The organism is Anabaena sp. WA102, assembly GCF_001277295.1.
GTDB lineage: Bacteria > Cyanobacteriota > Cyanobacteriia > Cyanobacteriales > Nostocaceae > Dolichospermum > Dolichospermum heterosporum.
In genome coordinates this window covers 5,109,585-5,128,000 of record NZ_CP011456.1, presented here as the reverse complement: position 1 = coordinate 5,128,000, position 18,416 = coordinate 5,109,585, and the positions used below count along the sequence as shown (strand labels likewise).

At 39.9% G+C, this 18,416-nt stretch carries 22 protein-coding genes and 3 pseudogenes; 15 read left to right on the top strand and 10 right to left on the bottom strand.

What is annotated here, in order from left to right; all coding sequences use genetic code 11:
• Nucleotides 1-25: 25 nt before the first annotated feature.
• From AA650_RS27190 to AA650_RS22535, 3 genes and pseudogenes are all read right to left on the bottom strand, one after another.
• Nucleotides 26-452, bottom strand: a pseudogene (locus AA650_RS27190) (ATP-binding protein); the annotation flags it as partial.
• Between the two features lie 109 nt (nucleotides 453-561).
• Nucleotides 562-885: pseudogene (locus AA650_RS22540) on the bottom strand (GAF domain-containing protein); the annotation flags it as partial.
• Between the two features lie 247 nt (nucleotides 886-1,132).
• Nucleotides 1,133-1,468: a ribbon-helix-helix domain-containing protein gene (locus AA650_RS22535; protein WP_053540741.1), complete on the bottom strand. Its 336-nt coding sequence runs from the start codon at nucleotides 1,466-1,468 to the stop codon at nucleotides 1,133-1,135.
• Nucleotides 1,469-1,551: 83 nt separating this feature from the next.
• Here AA650_RS22535 and AA650_RS22530 point away from each other — a divergent pair, with 83 nt between their 5' ends.
• The 3 genes from AA650_RS22530 (at nucleotide 1,552) to AA650_RS22520 (ending at nucleotide 2,794) form a co-directional block, all read left to right on the top strand.
• Entirely contained in the window at nucleotides 1,552-1,788 is a 237-nt protein-coding gene (locus AA650_RS22530; protein WP_234413245.1) for a hypothetical protein, read from the top strand.
• A gap of 81 nt (nucleotides 1,789-1,869) precedes the next feature.
• Nucleotides 1,870-2,388: an HNH endonuclease gene (locus AA650_RS22525; protein ID WP_053540739.1), complete on the top strand. Its 519-nt coding sequence runs from the start codon at nucleotides 1,870-1,872 to the stop codon at nucleotides 2,386-2,388.
• A gap of 16 nt (nucleotides 2,389-2,404) precedes the next feature.
• Nucleotides 2,405-2,794: an alr0857 family protein gene (locus AA650_RS22520; protein ID WP_039205237.1), complete on the top strand. Its 390-nt coding sequence runs from the start codon at nucleotides 2,405-2,407 to the stop codon at nucleotides 2,792-2,794.
• Nucleotides 2,795-2,952: 158 nt separating this feature from the next.
• Here AA650_RS22520 and AA650_RS22515 read toward each other — a convergent pair whose 3' ends face one another.
• Entirely contained in the window at nucleotides 2,953-3,777 is an 825-nt protein-coding gene (locus AA650_RS22515; RefSeq protein WP_053540738.1) for a polysaccharide deacetylase family protein, read from the bottom strand.
• A 503-nt stretch (nucleotides 3,778-4,280) separates the two neighbouring features.
• Between AA650_RS22515 and AA650_RS22510 the strand changes: the two genes are divergently transcribed.
• Complete coding sequence (locus AA650_RS22510) at nucleotides 4,281-5,132, top strand: universal stress protein (RefSeq protein WP_053540737.1); 852 nt, start codon at nucleotides 4,281-4,283, stop codon at nucleotides 5,130-5,132.
• Between the two features lie 268 nt (nucleotides 5,133-5,400).
• Here the strand turns inward: AA650_RS22510 and psbM are convergent, their stop codons facing one another.
• From psbM to AA650_RS22495, 5 genes are all read right to left on the bottom strand, one after another.
• Nucleotides 5,401-5,505, bottom strand: coding sequence for a photosystem II reaction center protein PsbM (gene psbM / locus AA650_RS27185; protein WP_071992815.1), 105 nt, complete (start codon nucleotides 5,503-5,505; stop codon nucleotides 5,401-5,403).
• An 88-nt stretch (nucleotides 5,506-5,593) separates the two neighbouring features.
• On the bottom strand, nucleotides 5,594-5,890 hold the full coding sequence (locus AA650_RS22505; protein ID WP_053540736.1) for a 2Fe-2S iron-sulfur cluster-binding protein: 297 nt from the start codon (nucleotides 5,888-5,890) through the stop codon (nucleotides 5,594-5,596).
• A gap of 135 nt (nucleotides 5,891-6,025) precedes the next feature.
• A complete protein-coding gene (locus tag AA650_RS27180; RefSeq protein WP_006195022.1) occupies nucleotides 6,026-6,163 on the bottom strand; it encodes a photosystem II reaction center protein K in 138 nt (45 codons plus the stop codon).
• Nucleotides 6,164-6,519: 356 nt separating this feature from the next.
• Nucleotides 6,520-7,668: a tRNA guanosine(34) transglycosylase Tgt gene (gene tgt / locus AA650_RS22500; RefSeq protein WP_053540735.1), complete on the bottom strand. Its 1,149-nt coding sequence runs from the start codon at nucleotides 7,666-7,668 to the stop codon at nucleotides 6,520-6,522.
• Between the two features lie 341 nt (nucleotides 7,669-8,009).
• Nucleotides 8,010-8,462 (bottom strand): hypothetical protein, encoded by a 453-nt coding sequence (locus AA650_RS22495; protein ID WP_053540734.1) that lies wholly within the window; start codon nucleotides 8,460-8,462, stop codon nucleotides 8,010-8,012.
• A 211-nt stretch (nucleotides 8,463-8,673) separates the two neighbouring features.
• Between AA650_RS22495 and cobS the strand changes: the two genes are divergently transcribed.
• The 11 genes and pseudogenes from cobS (at nucleotide 8,674) to AA650_RS22435 (ending at nucleotide 17,547) form a co-directional block, all read left to right on the top strand.
• Complete coding sequence (cobS, locus tag AA650_RS22490) at nucleotides 8,674-9,447, top strand: adenosylcobinamide-GDP ribazoletransferase (protein ID WP_053540733.1); 774 nt, start codon at nucleotides 8,674-8,676, stop codon at nucleotides 9,445-9,447.
• Between the two features lie 63 nt (nucleotides 9,448-9,510).
• Nucleotides 9,511-10,095 carry a DUF3782 domain-containing protein gene (locus AA650_RS22485; protein ID WP_053540732.1) on the top strand — a complete coding sequence of 195 codons (585 nt, stop codon included), beginning with the start codon at nucleotides 9,511-9,513 and terminating at the stop codon, nucleotides 10,093-10,095.
• Between the two features lie 228 nt (nucleotides 10,096-10,323).
• The gene (locus AA650_RS22480; protein WP_053540731.1) at nucleotides 10,324-10,827 is read left to right on the top strand and encodes a hypothetical protein; all 504 of its coding nucleotides are present in this window, start codon (nucleotides 10,324-10,326) and stop codon (nucleotides 10,825-10,827) included.
• Between the two features lie 2,284 nt (nucleotides 10,828-13,111).
• A pseudogene (locus tag AA650_RS28880) lies at nucleotides 13,112-13,846 on the top strand (formylglycine-generating enzyme family protein); the annotation flags it as partial.
• Nucleotides 13,847-14,138: 292 nt separating this feature from the next.
• Nucleotides 14,139-14,393, top strand: a complete 255-nt coding sequence (locus tag AA650_RS22465; RefSeq protein ID WP_199924325.1) for a hypothetical protein — start codon at nucleotides 14,139-14,141, stop codon at nucleotides 14,391-14,393.
• A 58-nt stretch (nucleotides 14,394-14,451) separates the two neighbouring features.
• Complete coding sequence (locus AA650_RS22460; protein ID WP_039200252.1) at nucleotides 14,452-14,682, top strand: hypothetical protein; 231 nt, start codon at nucleotides 14,452-14,454, stop codon at nucleotides 14,680-14,682.
• Nucleotides 14,672-14,935 (top strand): type II toxin-antitoxin system RelE family toxin, encoded by a 264-nt coding sequence (locus AA650_RS22455; protein WP_053540729.1) that lies wholly within the window; start codon nucleotides 14,672-14,674, stop codon nucleotides 14,933-14,935. The genes AA650_RS22460 and AA650_RS22455 overlap by 11 nt, the downstream gene beginning before the upstream one ends.
• Before the next feature lie 84 nt (nucleotides 14,936-15,019).
• Entirely contained in the window at nucleotides 15,020-15,241 is a 222-nt protein-coding gene (locus tag AA650_RS22450) for a hypothetical protein (protein ID WP_053540728.1), read from the top strand.
• A 17-nt stretch (nucleotides 15,242-15,258) separates the two neighbouring features.
• Nucleotides 15,259-15,660: a type II toxin-antitoxin system VapC family toxin gene (locus tag AA650_RS22445; protein WP_053540727.1), complete on the top strand. Its 402-nt coding sequence runs from the start codon at nucleotides 15,259-15,261 to the stop codon at nucleotides 15,658-15,660.
• A 301-nt stretch (nucleotides 15,661-15,961) separates the two neighbouring features.
• The gene (gene dapB, locus AA650_RS22440) at nucleotides 15,962-16,798 is read left to right on the top strand and encodes a 4-hydroxy-tetrahydrodipicolinate reductase (RefSeq protein WP_053540726.1); all 837 of its coding nucleotides are present in this window, start codon (nucleotides 15,962-15,964) and stop codon (nucleotides 16,796-16,798) included.
• Nucleotides 16,799-16,866: 68 nt separating this feature from the next.
• Nucleotides 16,867-17,547, top strand: coding sequence for a hypothetical protein (locus tag AA650_RS22435; protein ID WP_053540725.1), 681 nt, complete (start codon nucleotides 16,867-16,869; stop codon nucleotides 17,545-17,547).
• A 178-nt stretch (nucleotides 17,548-17,725) separates the two neighbouring features.
• On the opposite strand, the gene AA650_RS22430 is transcribed toward AA650_RS22435, so the two are convergent.
• Nucleotides 17,726-18,355, bottom strand: coding sequence for a precorrin-8X methylmutase (locus AA650_RS22430; protein WP_053540724.1), 630 nt, complete (start codon nucleotides 18,353-18,355; stop codon nucleotides 17,726-17,728).
• Nucleotides 18,356-18,416 lie beyond the last annotated feature (61 nt).

Below are 18,416 nucleotides of genomic sequence, written 5' to 3'. Positions count from 1 at the left end.
CCTGCGCCCCTACGCTCCTCACATATCAGTTAATTGGTGAGGAAGATAGAGGTAGAGTGAGTGTAAAAGTAATCTCACTGAGTTGAGAATTGAGGATAGGAATGCTCTCAACAGTAATTACACCATTGAGATGTTGCACTAAAGACTTAACCAAAGCCAGTCCTAAACCAGTTCCGGGAATCCAGCGCCCTTTACCACGCCGAAATTTATCGAAGATATAAGCCGATTAAGTTAATTTCTTTAGTACATTCTGACTCTAAGATGTTTAAATATCGGTCTTGACGTTCTGGAGATATTCCTGGTAAACGTAAATTACGGATAGACGTAAGCATATTTGTCAGAGGATAGCGCAAGCGATCGCTAATATTGCTAACAAATTCATCTTTAAGTTCATTTAATTGTTGTAGTTGTTCTACGTATTGCCTAGTTCTTTCATACAATTTTGCTTGGAGACTTCCAAATAAAAAAATGTCCCAAAACTGATGCAGAAATTCTCTCTCTGTGTACTCTGTGCCTCTGTGGTTCGTTTCTTAGGATAATTTATTTCTTGGAAGTCTCTTGGACTTCTAAACTGGGCTGGAGTTGTTCAGTCCGTTCATCTACTAAAGTTTGCACTTGTTGCAATCTTTGGGATTGAATAACAGCATCACTTAATTGAGCGCAAAGCATTTCTATTAAATTTACGTCTGTTGTTTCCCCATTACGAGTAGTTGCTTGGTGTAAAACTACAAATCCTAAAACCTTACCTTGACTTTCCAATGGCATTAATATCCCATGAGGAACCTCTTTAATAGCAAATAAAGGAGCAGAATTACTAGTATTTTCATCTTCACAATTATGACTCATAATTGGTTTTCCCGGATCTGTAAATAGGAGTTGGCATAAACATAGGCAAGAGGCAAGAGGATTCGAGAATATAAAGGTGTACCGAGTTCCGTTCAAAAATCAAATAGGAGTTTTATAGATATAAACCGTAATCCCTCTATAATTAACCTAGAAATATCAACTTTTACATCCGAATTAACACGGGAAACCTGACCTAATCAGTACAATTATCTTAAATAAAGCTAAAAATTAGGATTTTACCCAGTTACTAAGGTAGTGCCTGGGTAAAATTAACTAAAACTGCCGACTAATCAACCAAACTCTCAAGACTCAGAGGAACCATATCACCATTCCTAGTCAGTCCTAATAACATTGATTGTTGCGATTCAATTAATTTACCTGTAAGTACACAGCGCTCATCTTGTTGTGCCACAGCAGCAATACTGGCGCGAATATCAGATTTAGAAAAACGCGGTTTCCATTCACCTGATTTTTGCTGGATATAATTCCAGAGAATATCTCGAATTAAAGACTGATATCCCCGATTGCCAGCGATATCTTTGAGTTTTTCCTTCAGTTCCCGTTCTAGACGAATACTAGTAACTTCCATCTCAGTTGTTGGGGTGCGTGTAATGGTCTGCATGATTTTTTCTCCTTATAGGTATAGACAGGATAGTAATACAAGTGTAGTATGTTTAAAGGAATGTTCAATAGGTGAAATTTTCTGTGAAATCCATTTATCCCATCTCCACCTTTTCACAAGCAACCAAATGTCTCGGCAGTTGGGAATTTGCCGCTGCGGACGTGGAGAATTTATTTATGGGCGAGGATAGCCAACATCAAGGGCAAAGAACAAAAGGCAATTATGATTTTAAATATCCCAGCATGAATTTGCTGAATACAAAACCACAAATAGAGATCAAACGCGGGAGGTACAAGCTAAAAAATGCTGTACCAAAATAAGACGAAAAACCATCAGGTCAATTGTTAACCCCCGCAGTGTCTCAGACAACAAGCGGGGGTTTTTTTATAAGGAGTTAGGCTGTGACAAGCGCAATCCAAGTATTAGAGCAATCTGTGGTCGTGTTTTCCCAGAATTACTTGCCACTGTGTCGAGTAAATATCAAACGGGCGATAGTGTTGCTAGTCAGCAATAAAGCCGAACCATTGGAATTTTCTACAGAAGACGGCTGGTTAATTCACTCATCTAGATTCGTCCTCTCTGTACCCAAACACATTCGCTTAAAAATTGCTGCGACGGAACGAATGTGGAAAGTTCCCCCAGTGAATCGTCGGGAGGTTTTACGACGAGATCATAGCAGTTGTCAATATTGCGGTACTAACAAACATCTCACCCTAGATCATGTCATCCCCCGATCTAAAGGTGGCCGACATACTTGGGATAACGTAGTCATAGCTTGCGAAAAATGTAATTCTCGCAAAGGCGATAAAACACCCGCTGAAGCTGGGATGCTTCTACGTAAATTACCTAAAGCACCTGTTCACCCAACTGTGACATTTGCTGAGAAGTTTTGGATGGATATGCAAGCAAACCTGGAATAACAGGAGAGCAAAAGGAATGCTGAAATTAACTTACACCGATAACAGTTTTTATTTAGAGTGTCTCACTCAATCTCTCGAAGAATGGGTCGCGCAAAGAGTGATTTTGGCACTGCGTGTCAGTCAATCTTTGCGTGTTGAACCCACCACAGCTTCCTTTTTGCTACCTCTTAATTTACCAGGAGTAGAAAGACTGAAGACGGAAGTAAATCGCCATGATAGTGAAATTATGGGCTTATGTAAGTGCGATCCTGAATACTTAGAAGTTACCCTAGATGGTTCTTGGTTATCTGATGGTAATGATGATGCTGTAGGTGTGTTTGTCACCACTATGAGCTATAGTGCGGAGTTTTTTTTGTATAAACTTTGGCAAGAGTCTCAAGTCTGTGCTTCTGTCGTCACCGAATAAGAATTACAGCGGTTTCCGCTCTTATGAGGTACATCTTAGCCCCCTCATCGCACCCCCCTCAATCCCCCCGCTGCGGGGGGAATAAAAGGATAAACTTTTGATACTGGAGGGGGTTGGGGGTGGGGTTCTTATACCTCATAACACCGGGAAGTGCTGTATCATTGCTGCATTTCTAAAAGTTCAGGAACTGTAACAAATCGGTAGCCTTGCTGTTTGAGTCCGCTGATGATTTCTGGCAGGGCTTTCACGGTTCTTTCACGATTTCCACCACCATCGTGCATTAAAACAATAGCTCCTGGTTTAGCATCTCTGATCACATTTTTCACAAATACTTGATATTTTGCACGCGGATCGGTGTCTGCTGAAGTCACCGACCACATGACAACGGAGTTTTTTTGGCTTTTAGCATAAGCAGCTAATCCGTTGTTTAAATAGCCTCCTGGGGGGCGAAAAAAAGATGTTTTTACACCTGTAGTTTGATAAATTAATTCATTTGTTTTTTCAATTTCACTTTTGGCTGTAAATTCATCCATCTTTCGATACCAGTGATGCCAAGTATGATTACCAATAGCGTGACCTTCAGCGACAACTCGTTTACCAATTTCGGGGTTTTCTTGTAAAGCACTTCCTACCCAAAAGAATGTAGCTTTTACATGATTTTGTTTGAGGATATCTAACATTTCTGCGGTGGTTTTTGGCCAGGGACCATCATCAATTGTTAAAGCAATGACTTTCTCTTTGTTGCTGGGTGCGACTTGATAAACGGTTTTTGCCTGATATTTAGCAGGAACAGTAAAATTTAGGGTTTCAACTTTAGCTGGTGGTTGTGATTTGAGATTCACTTGATTGTTAGGAATGGCAACTTTTAAAGACTCACTATTGATTTTTAATTGGGGTGTATTTGGGTTGCTGCTACAAGCATTTAGAGATAATACTATTGTGGCAATGCTAATTATTTTTATGGAATTATAATTTGGGGACATAAAGTTAAAGTTATCTACTATATTGTTTAGAGTTTCAGTCAAAAAAAGATGTTTTTCAAAGATGCGTAGACCGAAAAAACAGTGTTATTATTTATATCTCAAGTTTAAAAATATGAGTTTTTTTCTGTTCCCTGTTCCCTGTTCCCTTGTCATCACGATAATTTTTAATGTCCACCTACTTAACTTAAATTAAAAAAAATTAATATAGATTACAAATAATAACTAACATCAGATTTTATTAATTTTATCAGGCAAAATTAGCAGTATGCTTAATGATAGGCAACCTAGTTGTAACTTCACGTAATTAGGCGTAAAGAAACTTAATATTCATCACTTTTTTGCTCGTTGGTATTAGTTTGACTGCTAATCAGTTAATTTATGCCTAATTACTTAACTTGGTTGTTCAGCATATCAGAAAAACATTCTGATAGCTTGCGTGGCACAGCCATGGCTCAATACTAGCAGCAATAAACCACAGAAACCCTCACGACAAAGACGTAAATATGATCCAAAAAATTTTGTTGGCTGTCTCCGGTTTGGGACACGCGGAAGAAATGCTCAAGAACTTGAAAGAACTACCTTCATTTCGAGGCGCAAAAGTTACAGTTCTCCACGTTGTTACTCCACAAAGCACCGCGTCTGTAATGACTGATAAATGGGAAGAAGGGGGCAAAATTCTGGCTAAGGCTATTCAGTATTTAAACTTAGACCCTAGCCAAGTTTCTTCAATTTTACGTCAGGGTGATCCCAAGGATGTGGTTTGTCAAGTCGCTGACGAAATGGAAGCTGATTTGATTATTATGGGTTCACGGGGAATGAAGCGACTACAATCAATTTTCTCCAATTCCGTCAGTCAGTACGTTTTTCAATTGTCTTCTCGTCCCATGTTGCTGGTGAAAGATGACATTTATGTCAAGAACATTAAGCGCGTTATGGTGGCAATGGATAATTCTGATGCTGCTAAAAATTGCTTAAATTTAGCTTTGTTCTTACTCCGGGGTGTTACGGGTGGACAATTGGTTTTAGCTAATATTAATGCAGATTTAGGTGGTAAACTATCAGGTATTACTGACCTCAAACCCGAGAAGAATTCTGTTTTGGGAATGGCTTTAGCAGAAGCTCAAAGACAATCTGTAGCAGTCCGTTGTGTTACCAGCAGTGGTAAACCAGGAGAAGAAATTTGTCGTTTAACTAATGAGTTGAATATAGACTTATTATTGATTGGTTCTCCGGACCGTCGCCCATCTATTGCTAAGAGTTTTGTTGATATAGATCGGCTAATTGGCTCATCTTTATCTGATTATGTTCGTGTTAACTCTACCTGTCCAGTGCTTCTGGTGCGTACTACTGTGTAATGTCTTTATATTAGCGATTCATAAATAAAAACCCCTGCACTATATTTAGTTTAGGGGGGTTTTTATCTTATCTATCTTTTCCACCGATTTTAAATTGCTCACAAAAGCTAATAAGTAGGTGGGTGTTAAAAATTGTCGTTGGGGCAAGGGAACTCTTAACAGGGAACTCTTAACTGGGAACAGGAAGAGAGTTTTGAGTGATTTTACTTTTCTTCACATACCTTTAAATTTTTCTGTTCACCTACTTAGCTGTTCGCAAAGCTGTTAATTAACTTTCGCGGCTGGAAGTTTGGATGTAAAGCATGATTAAAAACACGGCGGGTACTAGTACGAACAAAATGCTCGCTACGAAACCCAAATCATTAACTTGCATAGCAAGATAGCCTTTTATGTAATTTCGAGTCAACTATTCCAGAATAGCATTATAGATGACAGAGTGAAGCCAAATTTTTTAAAAGCTCTTAAGGTTTGGTGATGACGGTAATAGGTCCGTTCACTACGGTTTGACAAGCTAGACGGTAGTTGTCAGGCTTGTTTTTGAATTTGCGGTTTTCTAAATCTGTACGTGGAGATAGGTTTTCTAGTCCTTCGATAATTTGGACAACACAAGTAGTACATTGTCCAGCACCGCCGCAATTGGTCATTTTGCCGAAAAATTTATAAATATCAATGCCATTTTCTACAGCTTTGAGTCGGAGATTAGCACCATCTGCGGCGACTATTTCTTTATTCTCTTTGACAAATTTGATGTTTCCCATAGTAGATTCCTGGTAATTGAGGATGTAATTGGATTAATTATATTGATTTATTGCAGAATATTAAGAACTATTAATTTTATGCAAAAAAATAGGACAGGTGGATGTTACCTGTCCAAAAAGTTGGAGATGGGTAATTTATCTAAAACCCACTGCTGCTTGCCAAACAAATGCAAGTAACAAGAAGAAGACGGGAATAACAGGTAATACATCTACCAATGGGTCGAAGATTTGGTAGGCTTCAGGCAATTTCGCTAGTAATAGTGCTGCTTCCATGTTTGTTTAAATCCACCTAATAATCAAATACCTTTTATATGCGATATATATTTTAACATGGTTAGGTGATCCGATTTTGGATTTTAGATTTTGGATTTTGGATTGATTGAGAATCCGGGCGACTAGAAGTCACGGCTACACAGGCGAAACCCACCTGCGTGGGTTTTAAAGGGATTGTGTTTATTCAGTTATCGGTTTTTTCTAGTAGTTCGTCAAATTTATTTTGACGGGTAATGATCAGAAAAAACTTCTGTTCTTCCCTCCCCTACCCCCCCCTACTTCCCCCACCTCCCCTACTTCCCCCACCTCCCCTACTTCCCCCACCTCCCCCACCTCCCCTACCCCCCTGCTTACCTTCACCCGTCATTTTCGGGTTGACAGACTACTAGTTCAATTTCTGATGGTTCTAACCAATGACCAAAATCTGTGACAAAGCGATCGCTCAAAATAGAGGCGCGAATTTTTTGGGTAAAGCGAATCAGTTCGGTGATGTTATGAATAGTCAACAAAGTATAAGCTAGTATTTCCTGCGATCGCACTAAATGAGATAAATAAGCCCGACTGAAATTTTCACAGGTATAACAAGGGCAAGTTGTATCCAATGGTGTAAAATCTTCACGAAACTTAGCATTTTTGATGTTCCAGCGTTCACCGGAGACAATAGCCGTTCCATGTCTAGCCCAGCGGGTGGGAATAACGCAATCAAATAAATCTACACCAGAAGCGATGGCGATCGCCATTTCTCGATAAGTCCCCACACCCATCAAATAGCGGGGTTTATTCACTGGTAACAGCGGGGCTGTAGTTTGGACAATTTGCGCCATTAAATCCGTTGGTTCACCCACACTCACCCCACCAATGGCATATCCCGGCATATCTAACTGCGCCAATTCTTGAGCAGCACGGGCGCGTAAATCTAAATATACTCCCCCCTGGACAATGGGAAACAATGCCTGATCCTGGCGTTGATGGGCGGATATAGAGCGTTTTAACCAGCGATAGGTTCGGTCTGTTGCGGCTTCAACTTCCTGACGAGTGGCAGGATAGGGAGGACATTCATCAAAAGCCATGATCACATCCGCCCCTAAAATATTCTGAATTTCAATAGAGCGTTCTGGCGTTAATTTAATGATTTGCCCATCATGAGGAGAACGGAAAGTTACACCTTCTTCAGTAATTTTCCGCATTTCGCTCAGACTGAAAACCTGAAATCCACCGGAATCTGTGAGCATGGGACCAGACCAACCCATGAATTTATGTAATCCACCACCACCAGCCACAATGGCTTCTCCCGGTTGGAGATGTAAATGATAGGTATTAGCTAAAACCATCTGCGCTCCTGTTGCTCCCAGTTGGGCAGGGGTGATAGTTTTGACATTAGCTAATGTTCCCACAGGCATAAACCTGGGTGTTTCTACAATTCCGTGGGGAGTAGAAAATATTCCGGCTCTAGCTTTGGTCTGGCTACAGGTAGCGAGACTTTCAAAGGAAAAATTGGCACTCAAGGCAAAAATACTAGTTAGCTAAATTTATCCATCAACTTAACATTTTTGGTGTTACTTAGGGCGTTCGTGGGGGTTTTTGTCTTGTGAGGGTCATACCCCGCAATCCACTATGACCCCAAAGAGGATATGATTTCTTTAGTTAAGGTTTTGTGATACCTCCTTTCTTCTCAGGAATTACGCAAAATATCCCTCAAACCCTCATTTCTCTGTGTTCTCTGTGCCTCTGTGGTTCGTTATTCCATGAATTATGCGTAAGTCCTACTTCTACTTCATTCTTTCTCCTGACGGTCACTGAGCGAAGTCGATAGCGTAGCGTGGCGTTAGCCATAGTGCTGACTCCTTTAAAAAGAATCACAGCAGTCGTCATCAATTTCCGCATCCCATCTAGCGGCTAGGACTTGATCCATCATCGCTTCTATAACCGTAACGTTAAATTGGCGATCGCGTCTTGCTTGCAAAGGAGTAGAAAGAGGAATCAACCGTAAACACATTTCCTCTTGAACTAAGTCGAAGTAGGTTTCTTTTTGTGGAGATAGTTTTAACTCCAGATAATCAAAACTATCCACATTCACATATAGTGCATTATTGGTGACTAAGGTAGACCGATGGGAATTAGCGAATACTTCCATTACATCCCCGTCACCCTCACTCAGTAGCTTATTTTCTTGGGTGTAAATGTAGTGGACTCTACCTAAATCATTCAGCAATCGGCGGATATCGAGTTTGTTAACAACTATGCCCATGTTGACTATGCACGGGGCTGGTATTTTGGTGTGGGGTAGATGATGACTCATAGAGAAATAGCGGGTTATGGAAGGTGAGTGACAACGCAGCCAGACAATCAATGAGATGGATTGTTAATTTCCCATAGTTCCAAAATATCAAGTTTAGGAGGCGATCGTCTCATCTTTTGAGGTAGATTGTCAGTCTGGGAGTGATTTATGATGAGAACATTTATATTCATGAATACTGGAAGTATTTGACTAATGGAACTCTATATAAAGTATGGCTAATGTTTTGCGCTGGTGGCAACAGCAATTGCTAAATTTAGTTGCGGCTGTGATTTTCTATACAGCAATTCCCTTACCCTATCTGCAAAATTTGGACTTCCAGAAGGTTGCTTGTTTTGCACCGGTGATTGGGTTGATGATTGGGGGGATTTTAGGTGGATTAGATACGGGAATGAATTATTTGGGTGTCCCCGTGCTAACTCGTAATGCTTTGGTAGTAGGTGCGTGGATAGCAATTACGGGAGGGTTACATTTAGATGGTGCGATGGATACGGCTGATGGTTTAGCGGTGGGTGATCCGAAACGCAGGTTACAGGTAATGATGGATAGTGCTACTGGTGCTTTTGGGGCAATGTCTGCTATTGTGATTATTATTTTGAAAATAACAGCTTTAACAGAAATAGCTGAAAACCATTATTTTGTATTAATGGCTGCTTGTGGGTGGGGACGTTGGGGACAACAAATGGCTATTTGTCAATATCCTTATCTGAAACCGACTGGTAAGGGTGCATTTCATAAACAAGCGATTCGTTCTTATTTGGATTTGTTGCCAAGCTTCTTTTTGTTAGTGGGTTTGAGTGGTTTTGTTTGGGTAATTAATCCCCATAAGTTAGTTTTATCTGTGGGGATGGTTTTGACTGGAAGTGTGATTTCTGTTGTTACCGCAGCTTGGTTTGATTATAAGTTGGGTGGACATACGGGAGATACTTATGGGGCTGTGGTGGAGTGGACTGAAGCGTTGTTTTTGTGTGTGGTTAGCAGTATTTAGGGTTTACCAGATTTTTTAAATTTGGCAGATTATAATAAACATTATTACGGAAAAAAAGTGTTTATGGCAACATCAGAAGATGTATGGCAACTGTTAGCAGAATTAGCTACTGCTCAAAAAGAAACTGACCTACTATTGAAAGAAGTTAGTCAGCAACAGAAAGAGAATGCCGAACAACAGAAGGCAACTGACCGCCAACTCAAAGAATTAGGTAAACAAATTGGGGGACTCGGTGCAAAATTTGGCAGTTTTACCGAAGGTCTTGCCCTGCCTTCAATGGAAACTATTTTGGGACAACAATTTGGGATGGAAGTTATCAGTCCCAGTGTGCGAGTTAGTAAGGGAGGACAACACATGGAAATTGATGTTCTTGCTTATGCTAATGGTGAGCTAAATACTGCCTATATTGTTGAGGTTAAAAGTCATGCAAGGGAAGATTCTATTACTCAATTAAAAAGTATTTTACAACGGTTTCGTAACTTTTTTCCTGAACACAAAAACAAACGACTTTATGGCATATTAGCCTCTGTTGATTTGTCTAACGAATTACGCGAGAAAATTCTGCAAGAAGGGCTTTATGTGGCTCGTATTCATGATCAAGTTTTTGAGTTGGATATTCCCAATAATTTTCAGGCTCAAAGTTATTAGTGCGATCGCCAATTATTGCAGTGTAATATAAAGATCACCATTATTCCATTATTCCTATAGATTATGTTAAGGAAGACAACGAATTATTAAGCTAACCGACAAGAATGGCGATCGCTATAGGCTGGACTAAAGCGTTGTTTTTGTGTATAATTACCAGTATTTAGGGTTTACCAGATTTTTTGAATTTGGCGGATGATACTGTAATTTAGTAACTAAAGGGTCAATAAGATGGACGCATTAAATCATGGGGAAATCGTCGGTACTCATCATTTCCCCGATGCGGTTACTGATCATGCGGCGCAAAACTTCAGTGATCTTAATCACGATTTAAACTCAAGTTATTCCAGTCATGTTGAATCAATCTCTCAGGGACTTGACCAACATTCTCACGGGTTTTTAAACGATTTGCATCCAAACACAATTTTACATTCTGATTGTGTTTCCTTTTCCAGTGGTGATTTCCACTCTAATTTTGATCACTTGCACAATTCTAGTTATATTGAAACCCCTAGTTTTGAGAGTCATTTATCCACAAGCAATTTTCATGCTGAAGTGATACCTCGTGAGGCGACACCCGATTATGCGGAAGCCTCTAGGAATGAAGGCTGGGCAAAGCATTACGAGGAAAGAGCCGCAGGTTGGGCAAGTGAGGGGTCTTTTAGTCAGGCGGATTACTTGCAAAAAGAGGCTGATTATTATCATCAAAAAGCGGCTGAAAATCTTAATCAATAATTACACGCAACACGGCTTAATTATTTGATTTTGCGGGTAGGGTTAAAGCAAAAGCTCACCCGCCTGGGAATGATAGCGTAGCGTGGCGTAAGCCATATTCCCAGTCTAATAGCAAAAGTCATCTAAAGATGACTAAACATTAGGAAAATTTATTAGTCCGTTTTAACGGACTTAAGCTATGAGACAGGGAATTTATTCCCTGGCTGGCGGGTGTGGAAAGTATAGCAGGGGCGAAGGTTTATTCGCCCTTATTAGTAAATCAACTGTCAACAATAATCATTAATAATTAAAAATTATGCCATTTCCATTAATTGCTCTTGGTATAGGTTCATTAATCACTGCGGCAGTAGGAATTACCAATACTGCTTTGAACAAAAAAAATACCGAAAAAGCACAAAAACTTCAAGTTGAGCAACATCAAGCAATCGTTGTCCGAGAAAAAGAGAGAATAGACACTCAAGAAAGGATAGAATACGCCAGATTAGTCTGTCAAACTAAACAACAACAAGATGGTTTGGCGGCTCAGGCACAATTAGCTGAATTGAGTCGTGATTTTCAAACTTATGAAAATGCTCTAAATCGTGAGTTGCAAAGAACTCAACAACAAGAGGCTTTATCATTTCAAAAAGAACAGAAAGATTTAGATCGAGATTTGCAAGTCAGATTAGTAGAATTAAATCAAGAATTTCAATCTCAACAGGGTGAACTTAGTCGCGCCTTCACTGAAAAGATTGAAGTTTTTAAAGCAGATATGCAAAAGTATTTTTTTGAAAAACAAAAAGAACTGCAAATCCAACTCAAAGCGCAAGATATTGATCTGGCAAGGGAATTAAGACAATTTGATCGCCAAACTGCCATTGATGTCATCCATGAACAAAAACGGGAAAAAAATTCGGCGATTTGGTTAGTAGCAGAGGATTTATTAAAAAGAGGAATGTATGGGGATATTTTGCCCTTAAATGTCTTCGTTTCGCCTCCTGTTTTAGATTACGATGACAGTCGGAAACCTACCAATGCTAAAGGCTTTCCAGAAATGGAACAGTATTTGAAAGAAGAGTTACGGCAATTCTTTCAGCAATACCAAACTCATCATCGTCACATTGATTATTTAGCTGGTGCATGGACGAGTAAACAATTTAATAGTGAAGCTGCTGCAAGGCAAATCTTTCTCGGCTTACAGAGCGAACCGACACTGATTTTAGAATCTACTTTAGAAGGGGAAAATTTATCTATTAGCTATGCCTATTGGGGTTTAGGAGATGTTAAGCAACGCTATGACACCTGTATGCGTTTTTCTTGGTTAGAAGTTTTGTATGGTTTTGTGAAAGAGCGGACTGAGAATTGGTTTCGTAATCGGGCTGAGGAGGGGACTAGCGAAGCTGAATGGATTGCTGATTATGGTGAGGAGTTTGTGGCTAAATACCAAGCTAATCAAGCGGTAATTAAACGGGAACAGATGTGGCTAAATCGCGGTGATGATATTCGTGAATTAGCTCGAAATTATCATATTGCGCCTAAAGATTGGGATCAACTTAAACGTTTTGTGGCTCTCTGTCACATTATGATTGCTGGGTGGGTGACGGATGAATATTTTTTACTGAATACGAGTCCAGATCGTCATCTGTTACCTTTATTACCTGAATTGTTGCCGGGGTTGCTTTCAGGCATGAGTGAGGAAATAAAGAGACAGTTTATTGATGGAAGTGTGCAGATTTATCAGGCACTATATGAGGCACTAATCAGACAAGTTCCTGATTGGGAGTCTGAATTACGGTTGGAGTTGGCGGCTAGTTTAATCAAACTTCCTAGCCATGAGGCTGGTATTGCCCAGGTTAATGCTTCTCTCAAGGTTTGGTTGTCCTATCGAGGGATAGATTGGCAGTTGTCTACGCCTGTTATGCCTTTGTTGGTGGAGGTGGCAAAACCAGAGGATGAGTCATATTTTAATTCTCTTTATCAGGTTTGGGAGTTGCTGGGAATTACTGACAGGGTGGATATGGGGAATGCCTATTATCGCCGGGGTGAGGATTTCTATAAGCGGCGTGATTTTGAGGCGGCTTGTCAAGATTTTGAGCGGGCTATTGGTTTGGGTTATGTTAAGGCTGCTGCACGGCGGGAGATTGTTGTTCAGGTGCAGGAATCTATCAAAGATGAGAAACTTAAACTGCTTCGAGAACAAGCGAAAGAACAGGCTTTTCCACAAATTTCTCAGTTTATTTCTCCACCAACAAACCTACCTAAACCACCAACAAATACCAACTTAAATATCAATCCCACATCATCATTTACCGAAGACTTAGGAAATGGGATTAAATTGGAAATGATAGCCATACCCGGAGGAACTTTTCTCATGGGTTCACCGGAAAATGAAGCGGAAAGAAGTAGTAATGAAAGTCCTCAACATCAAGTCACAGTTCCCAGCTTCTTTATGGGAAAATATCAATTGACACAGGCACAATATCAAGCTATCATGGGTGTTAATCTCTCTGCTTTCAAAGGCGATAACCGCCCAGTTGAAAATGTTAATTGGGATGATGCAGTCGCATTCTGTCAAAAGTTAACTCAAAAGACAGGAAAAAACTACAGATTGCCCAGTGAAGCCGAGTGGGAGTATGCTTGTAGAGCCGGGACAAAAACGCCATTTTCTTTTGGTGACAACATCACCACAGATTTAGTTAATTATGATGGTAATTACCCCTACAACTCCGCACCAAAAGGCAAATATCGACAAGAAACCACAGATGTAGGAACTTTTCCCCCTAACGCTTTTGGTTTGTACGATATGCACGGGAATGTCTGTGAATGGTGCGAAGATGACTGGCATGAAAATTATATAAATGCGCCTAAAGATGGCAGTGCTTGGAACAGTCAGAGCGGTAGCGTTACGAGACTCTTGCGCGGCGGTTCTTGGGACAGCGGCGCTGGGGATTGTCGGTCTGCGGGTCGCAATAGGCATTTGCGTGCCCATCGCTACTACTGCTGCGGTTTTCGGGTCGTGTCTTCGTTCAGGACTTTGTAGCCCTTTATACTTTTATTCTTTTACCCTCTGCCCTTCTTTCTCTTTTCCCTTCTTAACCCCTCCGCCTCTGGCGGAAAGTTTTTTTCCAGAAAGATATAGAGGCATTGGTCTAAACATATCACACAAATTGGGAAAATGTCAATAAGAGAAAGATCCCCGACTTCTTTGAGAAGTCGGGGATCTGAAGATTTAAGGGGTTTCATTACCTGCTGGTCGGGTTTGGTAGTGCGATTGTAGGGACATAATGTTATTATGTCCTTAAGTTATCTGATTTTAAGAAAGGATTTTACCAATGTTAGAAAAGCTAATTTCACTTTCAGAAACAGAAGACCAAATTTTGCAAAAAATATCTGATAATCTTAGCATTTCCGAAGAAAATTTAATTCGTCAGGTTTTAACTGATTTTTTGGCAAGACAAGCAGATGAACTTAATGAACAAACTTGGTTAGATCCTGTTACAAATAACCCTAGCCTTGCTTTTCTTCATGATCCAGAAGAAGATATTTATACCCTGAAAGATGGACAACCTGTAGCTCATGAAGGGTAAAATCGTTATCAAACAGCGAATAGCGATATGATAAGAATAGTTATGAGGCATATAGATTATGAATACAACTCAAATGCGTAATCAAGTCAAACAAAATATTGATAAATTATCTCCAGAAAAACTAATAGTTATTGCTGAATTTTTACGTGATTTACTTAATGATGAAAATGAAGATGCAACAGAAGAATTATTAAAAATTTCTGGGTTTGAATCTGCTTTTGAACAAGCAAAACAACAAGTTCAAGAAGGGAAGGTAAAAGATTGGCGGATGATTAGAGATGACGTATAAAGTTCAATTATCATTAGAGGCAGAAAAAGTTTTTGCTAAAAGCAATAAAACCTTAGCGAAAAAATTAGCAAGATGTTTTCAAACACTTGAAGAAAATCCTAGTTTTCATCCTAATATTAAGCCATTAAAAGGTAATTATTCAGGTTATTATCGTTATCGAGTTGGAGATTATCGAGTTGTTTATTCCATTGATGATGAAGTAGTTTTGGTTAATATTATTCTGATCGCTCATCGTAGTAAGATTTATGAGTAACATTTAGTTTTTGGGTAATAACAAGCGATTTCTTGTGGCACAATTGATAGTAATGATGATCACCCAATTGATAGAGGTTAATCCATGCTAAAAACTGTTCAGGGAATTTATAAAGATGGAAAAATCCAACTTGCTGAAATACCAAAGGACATTCACGAAGGCACTGTATTAGTTACATTTCTAGAAAACAAAACTAGAACTTGGTCGAATCTAATTTTGCAACACCAAGGTTTTGCAGATAGTATTACCTTTGAGTCCTATCGAGACGAATTGCTGCCACCTGATGAAACCATATTTTCAGTTTAATATTTTTAATTGAATTTATGCAATATTTACTTGATACTTGTGTAGTCAGTGATTTTGTTAAAGGTGATCCAAATACATTACAACGACTAAAGCTGATTTCCCCTGACGATATTTCTATTTCCGCAGTAACATCAATCGAATTGAAGTATGGATTAGCAATAAATCCCCAACGAGCCATCAAAATTCAACCACTGATTATATCGTTTCTTAATTCTGTGACAATTTTACCTTTTGCAGAAGCAGAAGCAGAACAAACTGCTCAAATCAGGAGCTTTCTAAAACAGGCAGGAACTCCGATAGGTGCTTACGATGTCCTCATTGCCGCAACTGCAATCACCCATAAACTAATTATTGTAACTGCTAACGTTCGGGAATTTGAAAGAATCCCAAACCTGCAAATTGAGAACTGGCGAGATTAACAAGGGATTTCTTGTGGCACAATTGATAGTAATGATGATCACCGAAGTGGTTGAAATTAATCCATACTAAAAACTATTCAGAGTATTACAGAGATGAATAAACTCAGAAACAAGGTAGTACAACGTTTGGAAGTTTGGAAGTCATCCCTGATGATAAATTACAAGAGGTTCTTAGCTTTTTAAATTATCTAGTTTGGCAAAGCGAAAATCCTCAAACCCAAGAAGATTAAGTGGCTTCTGTGCCGTTGGTTATCTCTTGTGAGACAATTTCTTTGTTGAATTAAAAATAATTCTTAAATCTATGAGCAATCAAACTTCTATTCCGGTTATTGTCAACGGTGCGGCTGGTAAAATGGGACGAGAGGTAATTAAAGCGGTAGCAGCAGCATCTGATTTGACTTTAATGGGTGCAATTGACACAACTCCTGAACATCAAGGTAAAGATGCGGGGGAATTGGCGGGTTTAAGTGAACCCTTGGAAGTACCAATTACGAATCAATTAGAGCCAATGTTGGCGTATGTGGCTGGGGAGAGACAGATGCAGCCGGGGGTATTAGTTGATTTTACTCATCCTGATGCAGTTTATAATAATATTCGCAGTGCGATCGCCTATGGAATTCGTCCAGTTGTGGGAACTACGGGTTTAAGTCCGGCAAAACTCGAAGAATTAGCTGATTTTGCCGAAAAAGCCAGTACGGGTTGTTTAGTTATTCCTAACTTTTCCATTGGTATGGTACTACTCCAAGAAGCCGCCCTCAGAGCTTCCCAGTATTTTGATCATGTAGAAATTATCGAACTCCATCATAACCAAAAAGCTGATGCTCCTAGCGGTACAGCCATTCAAACTGCTCAACTATTAGCGGAAATGGGCAAAACTTTTAATACTGCTATTGTGGAAGAAACGGAGAAAATACCCGGAGCTAGAGGCAGTTTAGCAGACGAAGGGATTAGAATTCATAGTATCCGCTTACCAGGACTAATTGCCCACCAAGAAGTAATTTTTGGCGCAGCAGGACAAATTTATACCTTACGTCATGATACCAGCGATCGCGCCTGTTATATGCCAGGAGTAATATTAGCCATTCGCAAAGTTAATCAGCTAAAGTCATTAGTATATGGGCTAGAAAAAATACTTTAACTGTTAGCAATTTTCGATTGGTGATTTTCCAATCCAAAATCCAAAAGCCAAAATCCAAAATGTAAAATATGCTCGTTCCCTTAACTCGCCAAAAATTTGAACAAATTATCCCCCTAATTGCCTCTGGACCACAATATAAATACTATTGGGGGAAAGTAAGCAGTTTTGTGCAACGGATACTAATTTCTGTGGTGATCTTAGCTGTACTACTGCTGATACAATTCTTGTTTAGATTAGAATTTGGATTAATATTCTTCTTTGGGGTATTTGGCGCTTTCTTTTGGCTTTGGTATCCCATATTCCAAGCAAGTATACGCAATAGAAAATGCCGCCGTTACAAATACAGTGGCTTTTTTCGGGGACGAGTGTTAGACTGGTGGATTACGGATCGGTTAATGGGTAAACAGGAAACCGTGAATAGTAAAGGTGAGTTAGTCATCATCGAAAACCGCGAAAAGCGGATTAACTTAGAAATAGGCGACGATACAGGATTTACTGTGGAGTTTGAAGCTCCACTACGTAACGCTCATAAAGTCATTGCTCGTGGACAAATAGCTGAAATGGTGGTTATGTCCAATAGTTCTGATTTAAGCACTATTGAAGAATTCAGCGATATATATATTCCTAGTCGTGATTTATGGGTAAGTGATTACCCCTATGTCCGCAGAGACTTTTTCAACGAGGTTAGTGTGCGCTTGCGTGCGAACCAGGAGAGAAAACCCCGCCGTCGTTCGGGAAATAGGAAGTAGGGGCGCAGGGCCTGCGCCCTTCATCAGGAGTCAGGAGTCAGGAGTCAGGAGTTAGAAAGAAGAAAGAAGGAAAAAAGAAAAATTGCTCCCTACTCCCCCTACTCCCCTTACTCCCCCTACTCCCCCTACTCCCCTTACTCCCCCTACTCCCCTTACTCCCCCTACCCCCTGCCCTACATCATCCGCCTACATTTCTATCCTGTCCATAGGCTTGCCAAGCCAAATCCACTAAACCATCAACAATAGCAGCAGCTACGACAGCGTTACCCTTGCGACCTTCAACAGTAATATAAGGAACTAAGGATTCTTGTAATCGTTCTTTTACAGTTTTTGAATTGATAAAACCTGCTGGGGTAGCAACTATTAAAGCGGGTCTAATTTCTTCCGCTTCAATTAATTCCACCAGTGCAGTTAAGGCTGTTTGTGCTTGACCAACTACAAATATCCCTTCTGGATAACGCCTAGCCAGAGTTTCAATGCCCCAAGCTGCACGGGTTTTTTCCTTTTGGGGTCGTGTTAGTGCTTCCATACTGCAATACACTGGATTAGCAAACGTATTTTGAATATCGTGGGATATACCCACCTGCACCATTGGCGCATCTACCACAATAGTAGTTCGCGTAGCTAAGGCGGCTGCTCCAGCTTGTAATGCTTGTTCTGAAAACCGAATCAAGGATTTATACTCAAGATCGGCTGTAGCGTAAACTACGCGACGGACGATTTCATACTCTGCTGGTGAAAAAATATGATCACCAATTTCATTATCAATAATTGCCAAACTCTGAGCATCAGTTACGTGCCATTCCATTGCTATTTAGCTTCTTATATATTAGCCTTTAGCTTATCAGTATTTTGGAGTTTGAACTGTA

What these genes read in the sequence shown, in the direction of transcription:
- AA650_RS22495 (WP_053540734.1), bottom strand. Translation starts at nt 8,462, where the DNA reads ATGAGTCATCATCTACCCCACACCAAAATACCAGCCCCGTGCATAGTC.
- AA650_RS22485 (WP_053540732.1), top strand. Translation starts at nt 9,511, where the DNA reads ATGGCAACATCAGAAGATGTATGGCAACTGTTAGCAGAATTAGCTACT.
- AA650_RS22455 (WP_053540729.1), top strand. Translation starts at nt 14,672, where the DNA reads ATGACGTATAAAGTTCAATTATCATTAGAGGCAGAAAAAGTTTTTGCT.
- AA650_RS22510 (WP_053540737.1), top strand. Translation starts at nt 4,281, where the DNA reads ATGATCCAAAAAATTTTGTTGGCTGTCTCCGGTTTGGGACACGCGGAA.
- AA650_RS22505 (WP_053540736.1), bottom strand. Translation starts at nt 5,890, where the DNA reads ATGGGAAACATCAAATTTGTCAAAGAGAATAAAGAAATAGTCGCCGCA.
- AA650_RS27180 (WP_006195022.1), bottom strand. Translation starts at nt 6,163, where the DNA reads ATGGAAGCAGCACTATTACTAGCGAAATTGCCTGAAGCCTACCAAATC.
- AA650_RS22445 (WP_053540727.1), top strand. Translation starts at nt 15,259, where the DNA reads ATGCAATATTTACTTGATACTTGTGTAGTCAGTGATTTTGTTAAAGGT.
- AA650_RS22535 (WP_053540741.1), bottom strand. Translation starts at nt 1,468, where the DNA reads ATGCAGACCATTACACGCACCCCAACAACTGAGATGGAAGTTACTAGT.
- cobS (WP_053540733.1), top strand. Translation starts at nt 8,674, where the DNA reads ATGGCTAATGTTTTGCGCTGGTGGCAACAGCAATTGCTAAATTTAGTT.
- AA650_RS22480 (WP_053540731.1), top strand. Translation starts at nt 10,324, where the DNA reads ATGGACGCATTAAATCATGGGGAAATCGTCGGTACTCATCATTTCCCC.
- AA650_RS22465 (WP_199924325.1), top strand. Translation starts at nt 14,139, where the DNA reads ATGTTAGAAAAGCTAATTTCACTTTCAGAAACAGAAGACCAAATTTTG.
- AA650_RS22515 (WP_053540738.1), bottom strand. Translation starts at nt 3,777, where the DNA reads ATGTCCCCAAATTATAATTCCATAAAAATAATTAGCATTGCCACAATA.
- AA650_RS22520 (WP_039205237.1), top strand. Translation starts at nt 2,405, where the DNA reads ATGCTGAAATTAACTTACACCGATAACAGTTTTTATTTAGAGTGTCTC.
- AA650_RS22460 (WP_039200252.1), top strand. Translation starts at nt 14,452, where the DNA reads ATGAATACAACTCAAATGCGTAATCAAGTCAAACAAAATATTGATAAA.
- AA650_RS22435 (WP_053540725.1), top strand. Translation starts at nt 16,867, where the DNA reads ATGCTCGTTCCCTTAACTCGCCAAAAATTTGAACAAATTATCCCCCTA.
- psbM (WP_071992815.1), bottom strand. Translation starts at nt 5,505, where the DNA reads ATGCAAGTTAATGATTTGGGTTTCGTAGCGAGCATTTTGTTCGTACTA.
- AA650_RS22450 (WP_053540728.1), top strand. Translation starts at nt 15,020, where the DNA reads ATGCTAAAAACTGTTCAGGGAATTTATAAAGATGGAAAAATCCAACTT.
- dapB (WP_053540726.1), top strand. Translation starts at nt 15,962, where the DNA reads ATGAGCAATCAAACTTCTATTCCGGTTATTGTCAACGGTGCGGCTGGT.
- AA650_RS22430 (WP_053540724.1), bottom strand. Translation starts at nt 18,355, where the DNA reads ATGGAATGGCACGTAACTGATGCTCAGAGTTTGGCAATTATTGATAAT.